The sequence below is a fragment of the Acinetobacter sp. YH12070 genome, from assembly GCF_013419625.1.
In the GTDB taxonomy this organism is placed as follows: Bacteria; Pseudomonadota; Gammaproteobacteria; order Pseudomonadales; family Moraxellaceae; genus Acinetobacter; species Acinetobacter amyesii.
Map to the genome: position 1 here is coordinate 36,129 of NZ_VOZT01000012.1, position 17,147 is coordinate 53,275.

At 41.5% G+C, this 17,147-nt stretch carries 21 protein-coding genes and 1 tRNA gene; 14 read left to right on the plus strand and 8 right to left on the minus strand.

Translation table 11 applies throughout. The features are described 5' to 3' along the window. Nucleotides 1-34: 34 nt before the first annotated feature. On the plus strand, nt 35-1,045 hold the full coding sequence (locus FTU17_RS05270; protein WP_180054213.1) for an AraC family transcriptional regulator: 1,011 nt from the start codon (nt 35-37) through the stop codon (nt 1,043-1,045). A 165-nt stretch (nt 1,046-1,210) separates the two neighbouring features. Then, the gene (aqpZ, locus tag FTU17_RS05275; protein WP_180002782.1) at nt 1,211-1,897 is read left to right on the plus strand and encodes an aquaporin Z; all 687 of its coding nucleotides are present in this window, start codon (nt 1,211-1,213) and stop codon (nt 1,895-1,897) included. A gap of 97 nt (nt 1,898-1,994) precedes the next feature. Here the strand turns inward: aqpZ and FTU17_RS05280 are convergent, their stop codons facing one another. Together FTU17_RS05280 and FTU17_RS05285 are read right to left on the minus strand one after the other, a co-directional pair. Continuing rightward, nucleotides 1,995-2,243 (minus strand): hypothetical protein, encoded by a 249-nt coding sequence (locus tag FTU17_RS05280; protein ID WP_180002780.1) that lies wholly within the window; start codon nt 2,241-2,243, stop codon nt 1,995-1,997. A gap of 117 nt (nt 2,244-2,360) precedes the next feature. Then, entirely contained in the window at nt 2,361-3,449 is a 1,089-nt protein-coding gene (locus tag FTU17_RS05285) for a DNA/RNA non-specific endonuclease (RefSeq protein WP_180134822.1), read from the minus strand. Between the two features lie 264 nt (nt 3,450-3,713). On the opposite strand from FTU17_RS05285, the gene FTU17_RS05290 reads away from it, so the two are divergent. After that, nucleotides 3,714-4,382, plus strand: a complete 669-nt coding sequence (locus FTU17_RS05290; RefSeq protein ID WP_180134823.1) for a hypothetical protein — start codon at nt 3,714-3,716, stop codon at nt 4,380-4,382. Between the two features lie 202 nt (nt 4,383-4,584). On the opposite strand, the gene FTU17_RS05295 is transcribed toward FTU17_RS05290, so the two are convergent. Then, nucleotides 4,585-6,465: a potassium transporter Kup gene (locus FTU17_RS05295; RefSeq protein ID WP_078193161.1), complete on the minus strand. Its 1,881-nt coding sequence runs from the start codon at nt 6,463-6,465 to the stop codon at nt 4,585-4,587. Between the two features lie 122 nt (nt 6,466-6,587). Here FTU17_RS05295 and FTU17_RS05300 point away from each other — a divergent pair. The 11 genes from FTU17_RS05300 (at nt 6,588) to FTU17_RS05350 (ending at nt 13,917) form a co-directional block, all read left to right on the plus strand. Beyond that, nucleotides 6,588-6,678: transfer RNA gene (locus FTU17_RS05300), tRNA-Ser, on the plus strand. A gap of 211 nt (nt 6,679-6,889) precedes the next feature. Then, nucleotides 6,890-8,179 carry an integrase arm-type DNA-binding domain-containing protein gene (locus FTU17_RS05305; protein WP_180134824.1) on the plus strand — a complete coding sequence of 430 codons (1,290 nt, stop codon included), beginning with the start codon at nt 6,890-6,892 and terminating at the stop codon, nt 8,177-8,179. Between the two features lie 32 nt (nt 8,180-8,211). Beyond that, nucleotides 8,212-9,276 (plus strand): hypothetical protein, encoded by a 1,065-nt coding sequence (locus FTU17_RS05310; protein ID WP_180134825.1) that lies wholly within the window; start codon nt 8,212-8,214, stop codon nt 9,274-9,276. Nucleotides 9,277-9,375: 99 nt separating this feature from the next. Beyond that, entirely contained in the window at nt 9,376-9,663 is a 288-nt protein-coding gene (locus FTU17_RS05315) for an AlpA family transcriptional regulator (protein ID WP_111034214.1), read from the plus strand. A gap of 2 nt (nt 9,664-9,665) precedes the next feature. Continuing rightward, complete coding sequence (locus FTU17_RS05320) at nt 9,666-10,361, plus strand: phage antirepressor KilAC domain-containing protein (protein WP_180066413.1); 696 nt, start codon at nt 9,666-9,668, stop codon at nt 10,359-10,361. Beyond that, nucleotides 10,358-10,675 carry a hypothetical protein gene (locus FTU17_RS05325; protein ID WP_180134826.1) on the plus strand — a complete coding sequence of 106 codons (318 nt, stop codon included), beginning with the start codon at nt 10,358-10,360 and terminating at the stop codon, nt 10,673-10,675. Before FTU17_RS05320 ends, FTU17_RS05325 begins: the two co-directional genes overlap by 4 nt. Beyond that, nucleotides 10,672-11,229: a hypothetical protein gene (locus tag FTU17_RS05330; protein WP_180134827.1), complete on the plus strand. Its 558-nt coding sequence runs from the start codon at nt 10,672-10,674 to the stop codon at nt 11,227-11,229. Before FTU17_RS05325 ends, FTU17_RS05330 begins: the two co-directional genes overlap by 4 nt. Continuing rightward, nucleotides 11,222-11,398, plus strand: a complete 177-nt coding sequence (locus FTU17_RS05335; protein ID WP_180134828.1) for a hypothetical protein — start codon at nt 11,222-11,224, stop codon at nt 11,396-11,398. The genes FTU17_RS05330 and FTU17_RS05335 overlap by 8 nt, the downstream gene beginning before the upstream one ends. After that, a complete protein-coding gene (locus FTU17_RS05340; protein WP_180134829.1) occupies nt 11,388-12,182 on the plus strand; it encodes a helix-turn-helix domain-containing protein in 795 nt (264 codons plus the stop codon). The genes FTU17_RS05335 and FTU17_RS05340 overlap by 11 nt, the downstream gene beginning before the upstream one ends. Continuing rightward, nucleotides 12,179-13,546, plus strand: coding sequence for a replicative DNA helicase (locus FTU17_RS05345; RefSeq protein WP_180134830.1), 1,368 nt, complete (start codon nt 12,179-12,181; stop codon nt 13,544-13,546). The genes FTU17_RS05340 and FTU17_RS05345 overlap by 4 nt, the downstream gene beginning before the upstream one ends. Next, nucleotides 13,543-13,917 carry a hypothetical protein gene (locus FTU17_RS05350; protein ID WP_180134831.1) on the plus strand — a complete coding sequence of 125 codons (375 nt, stop codon included), beginning with the start codon at nt 13,543-13,545 and terminating at the stop codon, nt 13,915-13,917. Before FTU17_RS05345 ends, FTU17_RS05350 begins: the two co-directional genes overlap by 4 nt. Nucleotides 13,918-14,054: 137 nt before the next feature. Here the strand turns inward: FTU17_RS05350 and FTU17_RS05355 are convergent, their stop codons facing one another. From FTU17_RS05355 to FTU17_RS05375, 5 genes are all read right to left on the minus strand, one after another. Further along, the gene (locus FTU17_RS05355; protein ID WP_180134832.1) at nt 14,055-14,549 is read right to left on the minus strand and encodes a hypothetical protein; all 495 of its coding nucleotides are present in this window, start codon (nt 14,547-14,549) and stop codon (nt 14,055-14,057) included. A gap of 13 nt (nt 14,550-14,562) precedes the next feature. Continuing rightward, nucleotides 14,563-15,699, minus strand: a complete 1,137-nt coding sequence (locus FTU17_RS05360; protein ID WP_180134833.1) for an XRE family transcriptional regulator — start codon at nt 15,697-15,699, stop codon at nt 14,563-14,565. Nucleotides 15,700-15,898: 199 nt separating this feature from the next. Continuing rightward, nucleotides 15,899-16,333 carry a hypothetical protein gene (locus FTU17_RS05365; RefSeq protein ID WP_155861682.1) on the minus strand — a complete coding sequence of 145 codons (435 nt, stop codon included), beginning with the start codon at nt 16,331-16,333 and terminating at the stop codon, nt 15,899-15,901. A 27-nt stretch (nt 16,334-16,360) separates the two neighbouring features. Continuing rightward, nucleotides 16,361-16,582: a hypothetical protein gene (locus FTU17_RS05370; protein ID WP_004964761.1), complete on the minus strand. Its 222-nt coding sequence runs from the start codon at nt 16,580-16,582 to the stop codon at nt 16,361-16,363. A 75-nt stretch (nt 16,583-16,657) separates the two neighbouring features. Next, the gene (locus FTU17_RS05375; protein WP_155861681.1) at nt 16,658-17,122 is read right to left on the minus strand and encodes a hypothetical protein; all 465 of its coding nucleotides are present in this window, start codon (nt 17,120-17,122) and stop codon (nt 16,658-16,660) included. Nucleotides 17,123-17,147 lie beyond the last annotated feature (25 nt).

Genomic DNA, 17,147 nt, shown 5'->3' on the forward strand with positions numbered 1-17,147 from the left:
GACAAAACACGACAAAATTTAGAATTAAAAAAATATGCAACAACTCAAGGACTATACAGGATCGGTCTATGGAGGACTGGGCCATTTGCTCTATGCTTATCACCAAGCTCAAGGCATTGCTATTCCTGAAAAACTGAATAAAGTTCAAAACTTAGAACGTTTTGATTATGCCGTTTGGCGTGATTTATTGATGGATTTGGATCAAAAGATCCAAAAGCCAGCGCTGGGTTTAGAAATTGCAGAACATGTGCAACCCAAACATATTGGCATCATTGCGTATATTGCCCTGTCCTGTGAAAACTTAGGCGAAGCGCTGCTCCGCTACCATGATTTTCATCGCTTAATCTTCGATGGTAGTCCATTGCTGATTGATATTCAAAATGATTTTTTCTCGATCGGTTGGAATGATTTACCCATGAATATGGCCAATCAATTGACCGATGAAATTGCGATTGCCTTAATGCTGCAGTTTCTAAAATTATTCATGCGTTTTGAAGATATCAATTTACACGAAGTGCATTTTCATAATCCTGCACCGAAAAATGTCGCTCAGTATGAACAATATTTTCGCTGTAAAGTTCGATTTTCCCAAGAAAAGTCGAAGGTTATTATTCCCATTCAAGAACTGTCTCGCCCCTTTTCCCAAGGCGATCAGACCTTACAAAAACTGTTAATGCAACAGGCACAGTCTTTATTGGAAAAGCTGCCGAATACCACGCAAATCGACCAACGCTTACAGCAAGCCATCTTAATGGGTTTACAAAAAAATCAGTTCCAAATTGAACATGTCGCTACTCAACTGAATCTGTCCGTCCGACAATTACAACGCCATTTACAACAACAAGGCAGCACCTATCAGCAACGCATGCAGGAGGTCCGCTGTATGATGGCTGAAGAATTTTTAAGAGACCCACATTTAAGTTTGCAAAAAATTGCGCTACTGCTGGGTTATTCAGAACAGAGTGCATTTCAACGTGCTTTTAAACAATGGCGAAATTTAACCCCACAGCAATGGCGCTTATCGCAAATTGAAGCAGCAAGTTAAAATGTGACGCAGTTATCATTTTATATATTGTGATTTTCAGCAAAATCCATTAAAGCTATGCATATTCAATAAATGAATAAAACAACACTTCACAACTATATTGCACTCATGCTGAGTGAAAGATTGAAAATCTATTCCAAATGACAAAAACAAATGGAATTTTAAATGAATAAATATTTAGCAGAACTGATCGGTACGTTTTGGCTGGTCTTTGGTGGTTGTGGTAGTGCGGTCTTGGCTGCGGCCTTTCCTGAACTTGGCATTGGCTTCGCAGGCGTGGCACTGGCCTTCGGTTTAACGGTGTTAACGGCTGCTTATGCGCTGGGTCATATCTCAGGGGGACATTTTAACCCTGCCGTGAGTATCGGCTTGTGGGCCGGTGGTCGTTTTGAAGCGAAAGAACTAGCACCCTATATTATTTCTCAATTGCTGGGTGCAACCCTCGCCGCATTTATTCTATTCATCATTGTACAAGGTCAGGCCGGATTTACAGGAGTCGGCGGTTTTGCCACCAATGGCTATGGTGAATTATCTCCAGGTAAATACTCTATGCTCTCAGCGTTAGTCATTGAAATTGTGCTGACGGCTGGCTTCCTGATTGTGATCATGGGAGCAACGGATAAACGTGCCCCTGCTGGATTTGCCCCAATTGCGATCGGTCTTGCGCTTACATTGATCCATCTGATCAGCATTCCCGTCACTAATACTTCGGTCAACCCAGCGCGTAGTATGGGTGTGGCATTCTTTGCTGAAACTGCTGCGCTATCACAAGTTTGGCTATTTTGGGTAGCCCCAATCATTGGTGCGGTGATTGGTGCGGTCATCTATAAACTGATGGCAAAAGACGAATAAATAGAAGAAGACACCATAAAAAAGCTCACAATCTGTGAGCTTTTTTTCATTCATCCCGAATTGAGCTTTGCTTCCTTCGACGGCCGATGACACAGCTTTAAAGAAATGGATTTTCTACTTCGTTTTCTTCACCGCCCTGCGCTATTTTTTCAGCTAAGTTGGTTTCTGCCTCAAGCGTGGTCACCACATCATTGAAAAATGCCTGTAAAGCTTTCGCTGCAGCTAAACCTGCTTGGTCTTTCGTCACCTGTAAGTTGCCATAAATATTAATTCGATCTTGGCCATTTTCTAGTGTTAAGTCATGAATTGCATGCGACGCTGTGTCATTTTCAAATGCTTTAAACATGTTGGATATCCTTCTTTTTTGTTGTAGTGATGCAGCAATAGAAATACGTGAAAAAGATTTCAACTGCAAGCAATGATCCTCTTCATCGCTCGCAGTTCAGCGCTATTATCTACTCAATTATTTCAAAATCTGTAGCAGATATTGCAGAATTTCTTCAATCAATTGTTTGACCAAGGCATCTTGATTGTTGTCATTTTCACTGCTTGCCATGGATGTCTCTCCCACAGAACCACCACTCGATTTAAACTCTTTTTGCAAACTTAAAATCTTGTCTTCTGCGACATCTGCAGCACACTGGCTTTCAGCATCCCAATGCAAATAAGCGATATCTTGATTTGCTTTTACTTGGGTGGCTTTGAGTGGCAAACGGTAGGTATTACGCTTTTGGTCTTCAGTTAATTCTGGAAAGAAATTAATTCCAGTCAGTTCTTCTAGCGCACAAATACTCATGACTTTGACTGTCGGTGCCGTATCACGCAAGGTATTGTCCGCATAGTACACGCCTGCAACACCTTTTTTCGGCAAATAGATCGCCTTATAAGTCGCGGTCGGCACGATGACCCCTTGCCCGATGGTTTTTAATTTTTTCGCACTGTACACCGGCCCCGTCACCACATAGACATCTTGCTTTTGTTTGGTCACCATCGCCCGTGTGGCTTCTTCTAACTCGCGCCACACTTGCTGATTATTTTTTGGAGCTTGCGGCACCATATTGGCCAAAGAAAAACTGTCTAACTGTGCCGCTTTATTGGGCATATCTGCATTGGGTGCCATGTGTCCACGGTCATAGCCTGAAGATTTATAGTCTGACAGCAAAGCCCGATATTCAGACGGCACGCGAGTCTCTTCATGAAAGTTATCTTCACGCGGAATTTTTTGACTCAGCCGTGCGGGGGTTAATGCTTCTGCAACCCAAAGTGGTGTCTTGGATATCCCTGAATACATGACATTAAAGCCATTAAAACACAGGGGGAAACTGTTTTTATGTAAGCTTTCACGGACCAAATAAGGCGGCACTTCACGGTAAAACTGGTCCAAACAAGCGCTATTTGAACTGCTGCTCATGGAAACAAGTTGTTGAATTTTTTCTTGCCCGAAAGCAATTGCAAAGCTCCCTGTTGCCACCAGACCTAAAAGCACTTTTATGCCATTTTGCCCAAATAACTGTGAAAGCGGATTTGCTGAATTGCGTTTCTTTTTGACCATGACTTACAACAATGACTTCTAAAAAGGACTATTTTTCCGCAGCTTAGCAAGGGTGAAAATTTTAGTACACTTTTCTTTTTTAATTTGCTTAACAATCACACAAATATTGTTTAACAAAGCAGCAGTTGATGTAACTTTATGTCGCAGTTGTGCAGGTCTTTATAGGAAGTCATGAAGCAGTTGCGTATGTTTCATTGAATTCGCCTCAAGAATTATGACAAGGTAAAAATACGAAAAATTGCGATAAAAATATACGGAGTGACTATGCATTCTAAAATTTTAGGTTTAGGTTTAATTTCAGGTTTAATGAGCGCAGCAGCATTTGCAGAGCCGCCGATTCAACCCGGTGACACTTTAGAAAGCTTGTCTAAAGTCAAAATTGTGACCACTGTGAATGGTCAACCCGGTTCTATTCAGGACTTGGTATCAAGTGGTCAAGTTCAATTGCTTGAAGCACCTGCCGGACAAGTCAATGCCGCTGCAACAGAACAGCCCTTAAACCCTGAACAGGCTCAGGCAAACCAAATCGATCCGAATGCCCCTGCAGTCCCTGCAAATGCTGAACAAGCCGTGACTGAAGCGGAAAATGCACTCGCAAATGAACAACAAAGTGTAGCTGCTGCACCTACAGAGCAGTCCGTTCCAACTGAACAAACAGCAGTGGCCAATACACCTGAAGCCGTATCAGCGGATAACAACGCTGCACCCGTCATTGCCTCTTCTGCAGAAGCGCCAGTGAATGCCGATAGCGCATCGGCTGCATTGCCTGAAGCTCCTCAAGCACAACAAGATGCTTTTATGGCAGCACCTGAGACTCAAAGTGTAAATCCTGCAGATGCATCAATTCAAGCCAACCCAGAAGCACCTGTTGCTGACGAAGCCATCCAAGCTGCGCCTGAAGCCTCTGCAGATGTAGACGCGACAATCAACTAATCAGCGTATTTTCAAGGATCAAATAACGCAACATCTTCATTCTGTTGTTTTGCTCGCATACTCCTCCCAGGAAAAAGCAACAGAATGATCTCTATGTCTTTGGACTAAAAAGTTTAATTATTACAGATAAAAAAAAGCCAGAATTGATCTGGCTTTTTCGTGTCTAACTTTTAAATCTATGCCTAAAAGTTCAATCTACGTCTTAAATTTCAATCTGACTGCCCAACTCAACCACACGGTTGGTTGGAATTTGATAAAAATCGCTGACTGGACTGGTATTTCGCTGCATAGAGATAAACAGCTTTTCTCGCCAAGGTGCCATGCCTTCACCCAAGGTATGAATAATACGGTCTCTGGAAATAAAGAAACTGATTTGCATTAAATCAAATTCAAATCCCAATTCACGATACGCATGCTCCAAAGCGGCAGGAATATTCGGCTGATCTTTAAACCCATAAAACATCGTGATTCGATAGAATCGATCATCTAGTTTTTCCGTGATCACCCGCTCATTTTCGGGTACAAATGGCACATCTCGGGTGTTGACCGTAACCATAATATTGCGTTCATGCAGAACTTTGTTGTGCTTAATATTATGCAACATGGCATGAGGCACGATCTCAGGCGTTCCTGTCAAGAATACGGCATCACCTGGAACAAACTTGGTTTCACTACCCATGCTAACACTGCGAATAAACAGGTCAATAGGCAAAGCATCTTTACCGAGCCGATTGAGCACCAATGCCCGTCCATCTTTCCACGTCATTAAAATCGTAAACAATACCGCACCAATCAGGATTGGAACCCAACCGCCCGCTGCGATTTTTAATGATGTCGATGCAACAAAAATCAAATCAATCAATAAAAATGGAACTGCAAAAATCGCCACTTTCCAAACCGGCCAACGCCATAAACCATAAGCTAAAACTGAGATCAAAATCGTACCGCAGAGCATGGTCATGGTCACAGCTACGCCGTACGCACTGGCCAAATTCGCACTGTTTTCAAACAGCAAGATCAAGATCAGCACCGAGATAAACAATGCCCAGTTAATAAATGGTAAATAAATCTGACCACGTTCAACTTCAGAGGTATGTTTCACTGTCAAACGCGGCAAGTAACGCAATTGAATCGCCTGATTGACCATGGAGAATACCCCTGTGATCACCGCTTGAGAGGCAATCACCGCGGCCGCAGTTGCCAAAGCAATCATTGGATACAATGCCCATTCAGGAATCAGCATATAGAATGGATTGGCTAAAGCTTCAGGATTACGCAGTAGCAAAGCACCTTGACCCGCATAGTTCAACAGCAAGCACGGCATCACCACAATAAACCATGCCAAGCGGATTGGGAGTCGGCCAAAATGCCCCATATCGGCATAGATTGCCTCACCACCCGTCATCGTCAAGATAACCGCACCCATAGTCAAAAATGCAACATAAGGCTGCTGAACCACAAAATTGAAGGCCCAATGTGGACTGATCATGGTCAACACAAATGGCGTTTGCGAAATACTCCATAGTCCAAAACCACCAATGGATAAAAACCACATGAGCGTTAAAGGCCCAAAGAATTTACCCATCGTGCCTGTGCCATGGCGTTGCACTAAAAATAGCCCCGCTAAAATACCGATCGATAAGGGTTGCAGCCATTGGTTAAACATCGGCGTCGCAATACTTAAGCCTTCAATCGCGGATAACACAGAGATTGCGGGGGTAATGATCCCATCACCAAAGAACAAAGATGCCCCAATAAAGCCAAGGGCAATCAGGTAGATTTTTTTGTTTTCGGCAATTCGTGTGGTTCGTAGATTCAAGGCCAACAGCGACATAATACCGCCCTCGCCATTGTTATCTGCGCGCATGATGATGCTGACGTATTTAAAACTAATCGTCAGCATGATGCACCAGAAAATCAGGGACAGAATACCCAGCACAGACGCTTCGCTAATCGCCAAGTGTGCTGTGAGGAAACATTGGCGCAGCGCATATAATGGGCTCGTCCCAATGTCTCCGAATACTACGCCCAAAGCTGCCAAGGTGATGGCAGGCAATGCGGCTTTTTGTGCAGTACTTTGCATATAATTGTCTTCAATTTAGACAGGATTTTTGCGAATCATAGCACCGCTCAAGATGTTTTTGTCTAATTCAATTGTTTCTCTTGGCAGAATATATTTTTTTCGCTATTATCCACCGCGCAAAAGGTGAAGTGTCCGAGTGGCTGAAGGAGCACGCCTGGAAAGTGTGTAAACGTTTATAGCGTTTCGAGGGTTCGAATCCCTCTTTCACCGCCAAATTCGACTTTTACGGTAGTTTACCGTAGTGCAAAAGGCTTGATCCTAAAGGGGTTAAGCCTTTTTTTATGCCCGATGCACTACGGGGAATAACGGTAGTATACCGACAACTTTGTCGGTATATTTGTCGGTATAAATCCAAATCAGCTAAGTTTTGACCAGAAACTCCCCAAAAGTGCTGATTTTATACCGACAACCAGGAGAAATCAGAATGGCAAAACAGTCTAATAAACTGACCGCTAAAGAGGTAAAAAATCTTAGCTTTGATGTGAATGGCGCAAAGAAACAGAGACACCCTGACGGCGGTGGACTGTATTTATTGATTGATGAAACAGAAGCGAAATACTGGCGAATGGATTATCGTCGACCAGTAACTCAAAAATATAACACCCTGGCAATCGGCACCTACCCAATGGTTAGCCTTGAGCAAGCAAGATCCAAACGTGATGAGTTTAAGAAGATGCTGGCAGATGGCATCGATCCAGCCGAGCAGCGCAATAATAAGAAACGTGAACAGCTAGAAACCCTAGAGAATACTTTTAGTAAATTTGCTGCAGAATGGTTAGAGATTCGCAGACGTGAAGGAAAGGTGGATCATGAAACTATTCGTAAGCTGAATAAAGATATATTGCCGTTTATTGGAAAGTTACCGGTTGCTGAGTTGACCACCGAACAGCTGGAACGAGATGTGACTAATGCGCTCGTTGAACGTGATGCACTTGAATCAGCCAGGCGTGTAAAGTCAATTATAAATATGGTGCTTAAACTTCCATTAAAGCGCCGAATCATCACCTATAACCCAGCTCCCGACATTAGCCTACCTCAACCTATCAAGGGCAATCATAACGCCGTAACTGATGAGAAAGAGCTGGCAGATCTATTGCGCAAAGCATGGCATTTAACCAAAGACTTTCCACGTACGAGAATTAGAACTGAGTTAGCAATAAAGTTATCAGCATATATCTACCAGCGCCCTGGGGAAGTCAGAACCCTACTTTGGGAATCGGTAGACTTTGAAAATAGATGCCTGTCCTTTGCAGCAAGTAAAACCAATCAAGACCACATCGTACCGTTATCAATTCAAGCGTATGACATTCTCAAAGAACTTGAAGAATTGCGGACCACTTCAAAATACGTTTTTCCAAGTGTCAAAACTTCATCTGAATGCATGAGTACAGACACTCTTACCCAGGTATTAAAACGATTGGGTTTTAAAGGGAAACATACAGCTCATGGATTCCGGGCAACGGCGCGAACACTGCTGGATGAAGAAATCGAATTTAGAACCGATATTGTAGAGCACCAGCTCGCTCATAAGGTTAGAGACCCTAATGGCACAGCTTATAACCGAACCAAGTTTTTACGCCGTCGACGTGAAATGATGCAGCTCTGGGCTGATTACCTCGACACACTTCGTCAAGGTGGTGATGTATCGAAATTCAAGCCAAATAATGACAGTGAAAATTTAATTCACTTTAAACCTAATACCAAGATGGCATAGCTCTGCTGCGTTTTCTAAAAGGATAAATGGTCATGAGTAATATTAAAGATATTAAAAATCCAGCTCCTTTCTATACATTGAAAGATGCAGCAAAAGAGTTAAACCGAGCCTTGGAAGTTGATTACTATGATGCCAAGAAGCTATTAAATATGGCGTTGGTATATGACTTACAACTCTACATTTTTGTAAGAGGCTGGGAAGGTTACGCAGCCTACGGCGAAGAAATGTCGGAAGAATGGGAGGAGTATGCCGATGTAGATAAACATGGCGGTTATACCAGCCTGCATTCTGATATGGATGCCACATTAGAGGCCATTATTACGGCAAGACTTAATTTAGCTTTACGTGACGGATGTCTGCTTGAGGTAAAGCGAGAACTAATTAACGAATTAATTTTAAGAAAAAATATTGTTGCCGATGGCAGCTTAGGTATCTTTTTCAGCAATATTCTAGATATCCAAGATTCTTTTACAAGAAATCCCAAGAACCTTTTTTTAGAAGCCTTTAAGCCGCCTCTTGCCCCTGAGTTGATAGGAGAGCTTGGTAAATGCACCCTTTCTGCAGATGTTATTGCTTCCGTAGAAAACATCCATATTGCTTGGATTGAGCTCTGGGAGGAAAACACTCTGTTCAGCCATAATACTGTCACGCCAACTCCTGTGATCGAAAGTAAAATTGAAAAGGAAGGACGGCCAGCTATACCCCAAGCCATATCTAGAACAGATCTTCTAATAACCCATTATCAACTATCCAGAATTATTGAAGGCTCTTTAATTCAAAAAGGTACACCCGTTGAAACTCGTGAAACTTTGATCAAGAAAATGGATTTAAAGCCTCGTGGAATAAGCCCAGCCAGAGAACGAGCTAAATTAGCAGCAAAAACTCTAGCTAATTATCTATGGAGTCAAGATAGGGATAACAAAATTAAAATTAAAGAAATGGCTATTACAGTTTATGCAGAGCTAAGCCAGACCGAACACCGTATTGAATTGCCTGATCAGGCCATATCATTAAAAGACTGGATTAAAGAAGTAGCTCCTCCTTATTCTAGAGAGCCTGGAAGGACCAAAGAAAAATATATATCAAGTGAAACTTAATATAGATCAAGTGGAACTTTCCATCTATTAACATATAAGAACCAACAACATACTACCTCTAACGCCGTTGCAGTACGGCACATAGTTAGAGGTTTTTTCATGTCTACTCAACAACAAACTACGGCGCCAAAAGGCTTTTATCGCATGTCACAACTTGCAACTACGGCTGCACGTAAAGAACGCAAGTACATCGCTAAAGACGGAACAACTCGGATCATCAAAGCACGTCCTGAACGTCAGGGTCTGCTCCCGATGGGTGAAACAACTATCTGGGACAAAGTGCGCGCTGGTGAGTTCCCTACCCCAATTAAGCTAACCGAACGCATCACCGCATGGCGTATTGAAGATGTTGAAGCATGGATGGCTTCTAGAGGATTGGAGGCTTAATCATGAATACTTCCATCACTTCCTTTTTGCCATCGCAACAGATGCTTAGTTCGGATATTGCAGCTATTACGAAAATACGCCTAGATTCTGTAAAAAGGACTATCGAACGTTTAGCTGAACGCCTCGTTATAGCTTTACCACCAACGGTGGAAAAGCCTACAAACGGCCGTACAAGTACTGAATATGTGTTTTCTGGTGAACAAGGAAAGCTTGATTCAATTACTGTGGTTGCTCAGCTCTGCCCGGAGTTTACCGCAGCAATTGTAAAACGCTGGTATGAGCTTGAGCAGCAGACCCCAGCATTTGATATCAGTAATCCTCAGCATCTCCTGCAGGCGATTGAAGTCCAAGCTAAACAGAATCTCCAGTTAAGTGCTGAAAACCAAGTACTGTCAAAAGCCATAGAAACGATTACGCATACGGAGCACGGCGTTAAATTTCAACAAGCATGCAAGATCCTGAATATCAAACAGCAGACATTGGCGGAATGGTTGAGAAAACATAATTGGGATCGCTACTTAAATGGTGCCAGGGCTTCAACTTATTACAGTGAAAACCGCGGGTACTGTGAAACTAAGTATTCACTCAAAGAAGGTGTAAAGCCTTCAGGTCAATCATACAGCTACACACAGACTGAGTTCTTCATATTGCCAAAAGGTATGCAGATCCTAGCTAAAAGGTTTGGGGAGCGGCCATGAGTTTTCAAAATATTTTCTGTTTAAGGCTTCTCAAATTAAAAATGATCGGCTATATTGATCGTGTTCGGTGCAAAATCACTGAATCAGCTTTGGTCGGCTGCAAAAGTAACATAGGCGCACAGTCCGCTCTTCGGGCTTTTTTTGTGCGTAAAATCTCTATGCATCCGCATGTTATGGCGGAGCTGGAGGGGGACACTTTCGAGTGTGCAGGTTCCCTATGTTACCTGTCGACCAACCCTTTTCAGCTTCGTCTCCAAAATCATTTGGTCGTGATTGACGAAGCTCCAAAAAACATAGGAGCGCATTCATCATGAACGCTAAAGTACAAATTCAATTTTCAGAACAATCAATTCCTTTTTACAGTGTCGCAGATATTATCAATGCTTACTCACTTGCATCTGAAACTGCCACACAGCTTCGAACTCTGGCCAATCAAATCAGTAAAGCAACGGCTTTCGTTAAAGCATTTGTACAAGAAAATGATAGAGCTGACTCCTCTGCTTTTGCTGAACTAGAAAATCTAATCATAATTTCCCAGCAACTTGCTAACAGCCAGGCAGATACCTATAGCCTTGAGCTTAAGAGACATCAACAAGAACCCGATGATCACTACAACGCGGGTGATCTGCACGATGCATATTCATTAGCTTATGAAAACACATCATGGCTTGAGACCATGTTCTATCAAGTTAAAGATGAAGTCGAAGTAGTCAAAGAGGCCATTAAGCAAAATACTCATGGCGCCGTCTTTGGAACGCTTGAGCACTTAATTCATATTGCTGCTTACTTGGCAGGGAGCCATAGCAATACATTCGACATTGAACGCGAAAATTATGAAATACAGTGGGAGGCTACTAAAAATGGATAAGCCTTCTACCCCCTCAGAGCAAACTAAAGTACAGCCAAAACCTACTGTCGATCAGACAACAATGCTCCCATCAGCTGCATATGTTGAATCAGTACGTATTACTCCAGAACGTCTTTGGAATACGGTACTGAAAAACCATCATCAGCAAGGAGGATCTAGTGAGCATTGATGCAACACGCTGGGCCTGGACTGCTCCAGTAAATAACTCATCACAACGTCTCGTTCTGCTTTCATTAGCAGACAGGGCCGGTGAAGAACACACAGCGTGGCCAAGCATAGAGCGCCTGGCCAAAGATACCGTGTTGGACAAAAAAACAGTTCAAAAAGTTATTTTAGAGTTAATCAACTTGGGCCTAGTTGAAGATACAGGTGAACGCACGGGACCAACTAAACGAGTTAGGGTTCTAAAACTCAACGGCGTAAAGGGTCGTGAGGACTATACCCAAAATTTAGATGATGCCAATACACCCAAAAACGGGAACATTAAACAACCCCAAAAACGGAATGATTCCAAAAATGGGAATGATCCCGAAAATGGTGCTTTGAATAACCCCAAAAACGGGATGTTAAATGATCCCAAAAACGGGGTGCAGAATCTATCAGGGAATCTACCAATGAATCTCTCTCAAGAGCATGACTGGATTCCTGATGTAGATCAGTTGATAACAAAGATAAAGATGGCAGGTCATGGCAACAATATAGACCTAATCTTTGACCTACCTAGCTTTGAATTCGAGCTGAGTGCATTCAACTCTTATTTTGATAATAGCGGCCTATCTGACAGTAAAAAACTACATAAGTTCACGGCTTGGATCGTAGACAAGTTTGATCGCTACAAAAAGCAGAATCCTGAATATGGCAGTCAGTCTCCGACCGGACAGCAAGCTAATACTGCTCAGCCATTTCTTAATTTACCGACTAAGCCTAAGAGCCTATTAGGAGGTCCTCAATGAATACGCCTATTCATAATCTACAAATTGAACAAGCTGTACTTGCAGCACTGATGACTGTTTCAAATTCATATGGCCAAGTTGAGAACCTACTTACTGAAGATGATTTCCATGCTACACGCCACAAATTGATTTTTCAGGCTGTAGTTGATCTGGATTCGAAGAATTCACCATATGACGCTGTATTAGTAAATCAGTGGCTAGAAATGCATAACTATTCTGAAGCTGCCGGTGGTGAGCAATACATCATGCAAATTTTAGGTGATGCCCCTTCCAGCTTTTATAACCTAGTGTCTTATGCTGAGAAATTGAAGGATCTTACGACATGCAGGCAAGTTGAAGCTGAAGCCATGAAGGTGATTAATCATGCTCGGAACTTAACTGTGAGCCGTGGTGAGCTGGTCCAGAATGCACAAACTGCTTTTGCAGATCTGAATACTGAATCTGGAAGTGAATCCCTCTTTCATATTCATGATGCTGCATCCAATACATTTCTTGAGATGCACCGTAAGATTGAAGCTGCAATTGCTGGCAATTCGATGATTAAAGGAATCCAGACTGGTATCTATGACCTCGACAAGAAACTAGGCGATGTTGAACCTGGTTGCCTAATGGTGGTGGCTGCACGACCTGCAATGGGTAAGACGACTATGCTCCAGCTCATTGCAAACAATGTAGCAGTCATACAGAAAAAGCCTGCCCTCATCATGTCTGGAGAAATGCCTAAAGAACAGATCGCCATGCGTCTCTGTTGCGCGATTGCACCAGCAGATATTGGAGTAGTGCGTAATTCCCCCCACCTATTACCTAAAAATGAATTTACGGCGTATACAGACGCCGTGGTGATGCTGAAAGAAGTGCCAATGCAGATCAATGATACTTCCCGACCATCTATTGCAAATATCAGGGAATCTATCCGTAAAGTAAAACATCAGTATGGCTCTGTCGGTGTGGTCCTTGTTGATTATCTTCAGATCATGAAGACAACAAAGCAATTCGCCCGGGAGGATTTAAAGATTGCTTATTTTACCGGTGAGCTGAAAGCCATGGCCAAAGAGTTTGATTGCGTCATTGTTCTTTTATCTCAGCTCAATCGTGAGTTAGAGAAGCGACCTAATAAAAGACCAATGATGTCGGATCTACGTGAATCAGGTGCAATTGAACAAGATGCCGACCAAATTATTTTTTTGTACCGGGACGAAGTTTATAACAAAGAATCCCAATACCGAGGTATTGCCGAGGCCATTGTAGGAAAGAACCGCCACGGAGAAGCTGGTACTGCGTATATGCATGCCCAGCTGAAGTACTGTCAATTTACCAATCTAGATCATGATGCACTTAATCAAATCCAGGGGAATACAATATGATGTTTATTAATGGCCAAGGTATCGACTCTACTGTATTCAAAAAGTCACCAGCAGATAGATTTATAAACCTCAGAACTCAAAAAAAGGTAAAGGAATTTATTGTCAAACTCCGTGGCTACAAACGTCCGGACTTTAATCGAATGATTCTGGATCTAGGTCGTCTTGGTTGGACACATGAGAAAATAGCCTTTGTATTACCTGTCTCTGGCGCTTCCACTGTGTCTGAATGGGCGCGTGGTGGTGTTCCAAATTATGAGAACGGTGAAGCTTTAATTGAGCTATGGCGAGCTGAAACGGGTATTAGCCGTGAACCTCGTGAAGGTGAATGGCAAAGCTATCAATATAAAATTGGGCAATTAGACTTATTATAAAAAAGCCCACCCTAAAGGTAGGCTTATACTTGTGACCATAAATTAAAAGTATTAAGATTAAGTTTCCTAGGCTCGTCTAATACAGTTAATTCTGGTCAATTACTCGAGATAAGAACCGATATAAAAGCAATATGTTTTTATATCGGTTTTTTGTTTTCTGTATCTGCGGTCATATGATTGGTGGCATTCTTTCTTTCCTCTACGTCTTCTGTAAAGTCCATAGGAATTAGAATTGGCTCTTCAGTCGAATTAACGCTATTCCAGTGATCCATATCTAATGATAACTGTAATGCATCACCGAGAATTCCATCTCTTCGCTTCATGAATGACTTTTGTATTAATGGGCGTGGAGCTTCATCAATATCAATCCATAATGACTGTTGAGAGCCTTGCTTGGGTACTGCATGGTTTACTCGGTATGGTCGCCCTGTCGACTTATCTGTTCTAGTCTCCTCTCTCGCTGCAACAGCAATTTTTTTTGCTAAAACATCTAAAGGATCGACAGGTTCTGGAAGTTTATAACCTAACTGTTCAACAGCAAACTTTGCCACTTCCTTTAAATCAACTTCCGATAATCCAGTTTTTCTCTTATAACGCCTTATGGCTTCTTGAAACGCTTGATTTTGATTCACTTAAAATTACTCCTTAGTCTTCAAGTGGATAAACATCCCCCCAGCCATCAACTACAGCTGAAGGTGTAAGAATTGGTCGAATTGGAACCAAATGCTTTCTAAATAAATTGTATTTTTTCGTATGGTATTGAAGTTTCCCAGCAATAATTCCTGGATGTACTTTAATCGTATTTGCTAATCCCATAATGTCGATATCAGCAAAGAAAGGATATTTACGAGCGATAAAACTATTCATTTTTTGCTCGCTGATTGCATAATATGCCGCAGCCTCATTTGCAATTTTTTCGTCCTCGTCTTCACTTTCACCAGGCTGAATATCTATATCGATTTTTGGAACAATTTTACCGTGACCCTGAATGACATGTTCTAACTCGTGGCGTAATACAAACCAAAAATTATCAATCCTATCAAAACGTAACGACATTCCAATAACTGGTGAGGTTCCATCATTTAACCATAGACATACACCATCCATTTTTGATCCTTTAAGCGATTCTACAATCACAAAGCGGATACCGTGTTCCATAAGAATACGAGGAACTTTTCTAATTTCTTCAGCGGAATAAAGTAAAGGTTTTAATTTTTCAGCTGCCATTTTTCCTTTTTCTGGACTATAGGCTGGCACAATCATTTCCGAGGCGATTCTTTTTACATGATTGATCCACGCTAACTGCACGGGCGTAGCAATATCATCACAATTAGACTTTTTTGCACTATGAGGGGTTATTTCTATTATCTTTTCTAAAGAATCCACTTTAAAAAGACGTAATAACTCTGACTCAATCTTATTGAAATCTTTCTTATTTTCTACATTTAGCCATGAGCGATTAATCATATCGGCTATGGGCAGACTACCGAATAACTTAGCACGATACTCAAGCTGAGGGTCTGGCATAATTTTAAGTCTAGCTTTGGCTAGATCATATTGACCTTGCAAATTAATAAACTGTTCAGCTGGCACTTTAAAGATATCTTCAAAAATAATAGCTAAATTAGGAGAAATAGATTTTTTATCTTGTAATAGCCTATTAACGCCAGACTCATCAATTTGTAAAATCCCAGCTAAGACTCTACCATTCCACCCCTTCTCAATTAGAAGAGCTGAAAGAGCTTGTCCAGGTGTACGATATTGTTCGAGATTTCTTTCCATAACTTGCAGATTATTTCAGTTTGCGCATTTACGCAAGTTTAAAATTATTTAGCTAGATATGTCCATAATATTTAGATTGGAAATTCCTTTAGATAAAGGCTTAATGCCAGTTAAGTCTCACATTATTTAGCTTAGATTCAGGACTTTATCGGTGAAATCCACTAGCGTCGACTTTTTTATAAAATCAAAGATTTAATACTTAAGGAGCAACTTTAAATTTCATTGGCTGAAAGTCATCAATATGGACTTTCTTAGCTTTCAATAAATCTTCTCGTTTACCATCTACAACCAGGACGGCGCGCTTAACTTGAACTGTCCAGGTACGATCCGCTCCGCACATAGTCTCTGATTCGATAAAGATATTCCCAAATGCTTTACCTTGAAGGTTTTGTATATCGCCGTAGGTTATTACATTCTCAGAAGTCCCTTGCACTCTGCCGGATTTGTCCTTTGCCACCAGGTCTAAATACAGTTTGTCATAGGCCCCAAGAAAATCATGGATCGTCACATCCACCACGGCGGAACAGATCCCTGAGTTCACATAGCTGGTCTTGGAATGCTGAAGTGTAATTGGGGTAGCCAAAGCCACTGAGCTTATAAGACTCATTAGAGAGAAAGCTAATATCTTCTTCATGATGTGAAATTCCTTTTTCTACTAAAATTATGTATGTGATGTTATCAGAGGCTTTATTTCAAGTGATTCAAGCAATCCACTGTTTCTTTCCCAGGTATCAACTGCTTTGATCCCGTAACGACTGCTTGAGCGTCCATGCGCTTTAATGACTGGTTCAGGAAAGTTCTTTTTATTTCGCCAGCTGATCAAAGTACCTTTAGTAATTCCATAGCGCTTCAATAACTCAGGTGTTGAGATATATAAGGTCATCAATTATTCCTCAAAGTGTAGTCATACTAATCAAGCTGTTCAGCAATAACTGCAACTTTGAATTGTATTTCACATTCATTCTTCACATGTTCTTAGTGGGAATGTATAGCTGTAAAGTTCCATAAAATTACTATTAATCACTTTAAAAGAAAAATGAGTGCCATTTACCCTATAAACTTGAGAAGTACCAATAGCTGAGGAACAAGCGTAATTTCTAATTAATTGACTAAACTTTTCCAAGTCTATTTTTTCCGATAAATCCTTTTTAGTTTCAATATCTCTTAGCGCATAAGTCTGAGAAATTAAAGGTCTGCTTACCACCATGGTTAATAGCTCTGTATCAGCATCAACCTTTCTAGGTAACGTCGAAACTACTTCATTGGTGATTTGACGAGTAAGATCGTTAAAGCTATCAATATCAATAATTTCATATTTCTCATTAATTATCTTGGCATTGATTAACGAGCGATCAAATCCATTCTCTGCTAAAGCTACTGTTGAATACCCTAAAAGTAATATGGGTAAAACTCTACCAATCATATTTCCCCCTTAATTGTCTCATCAC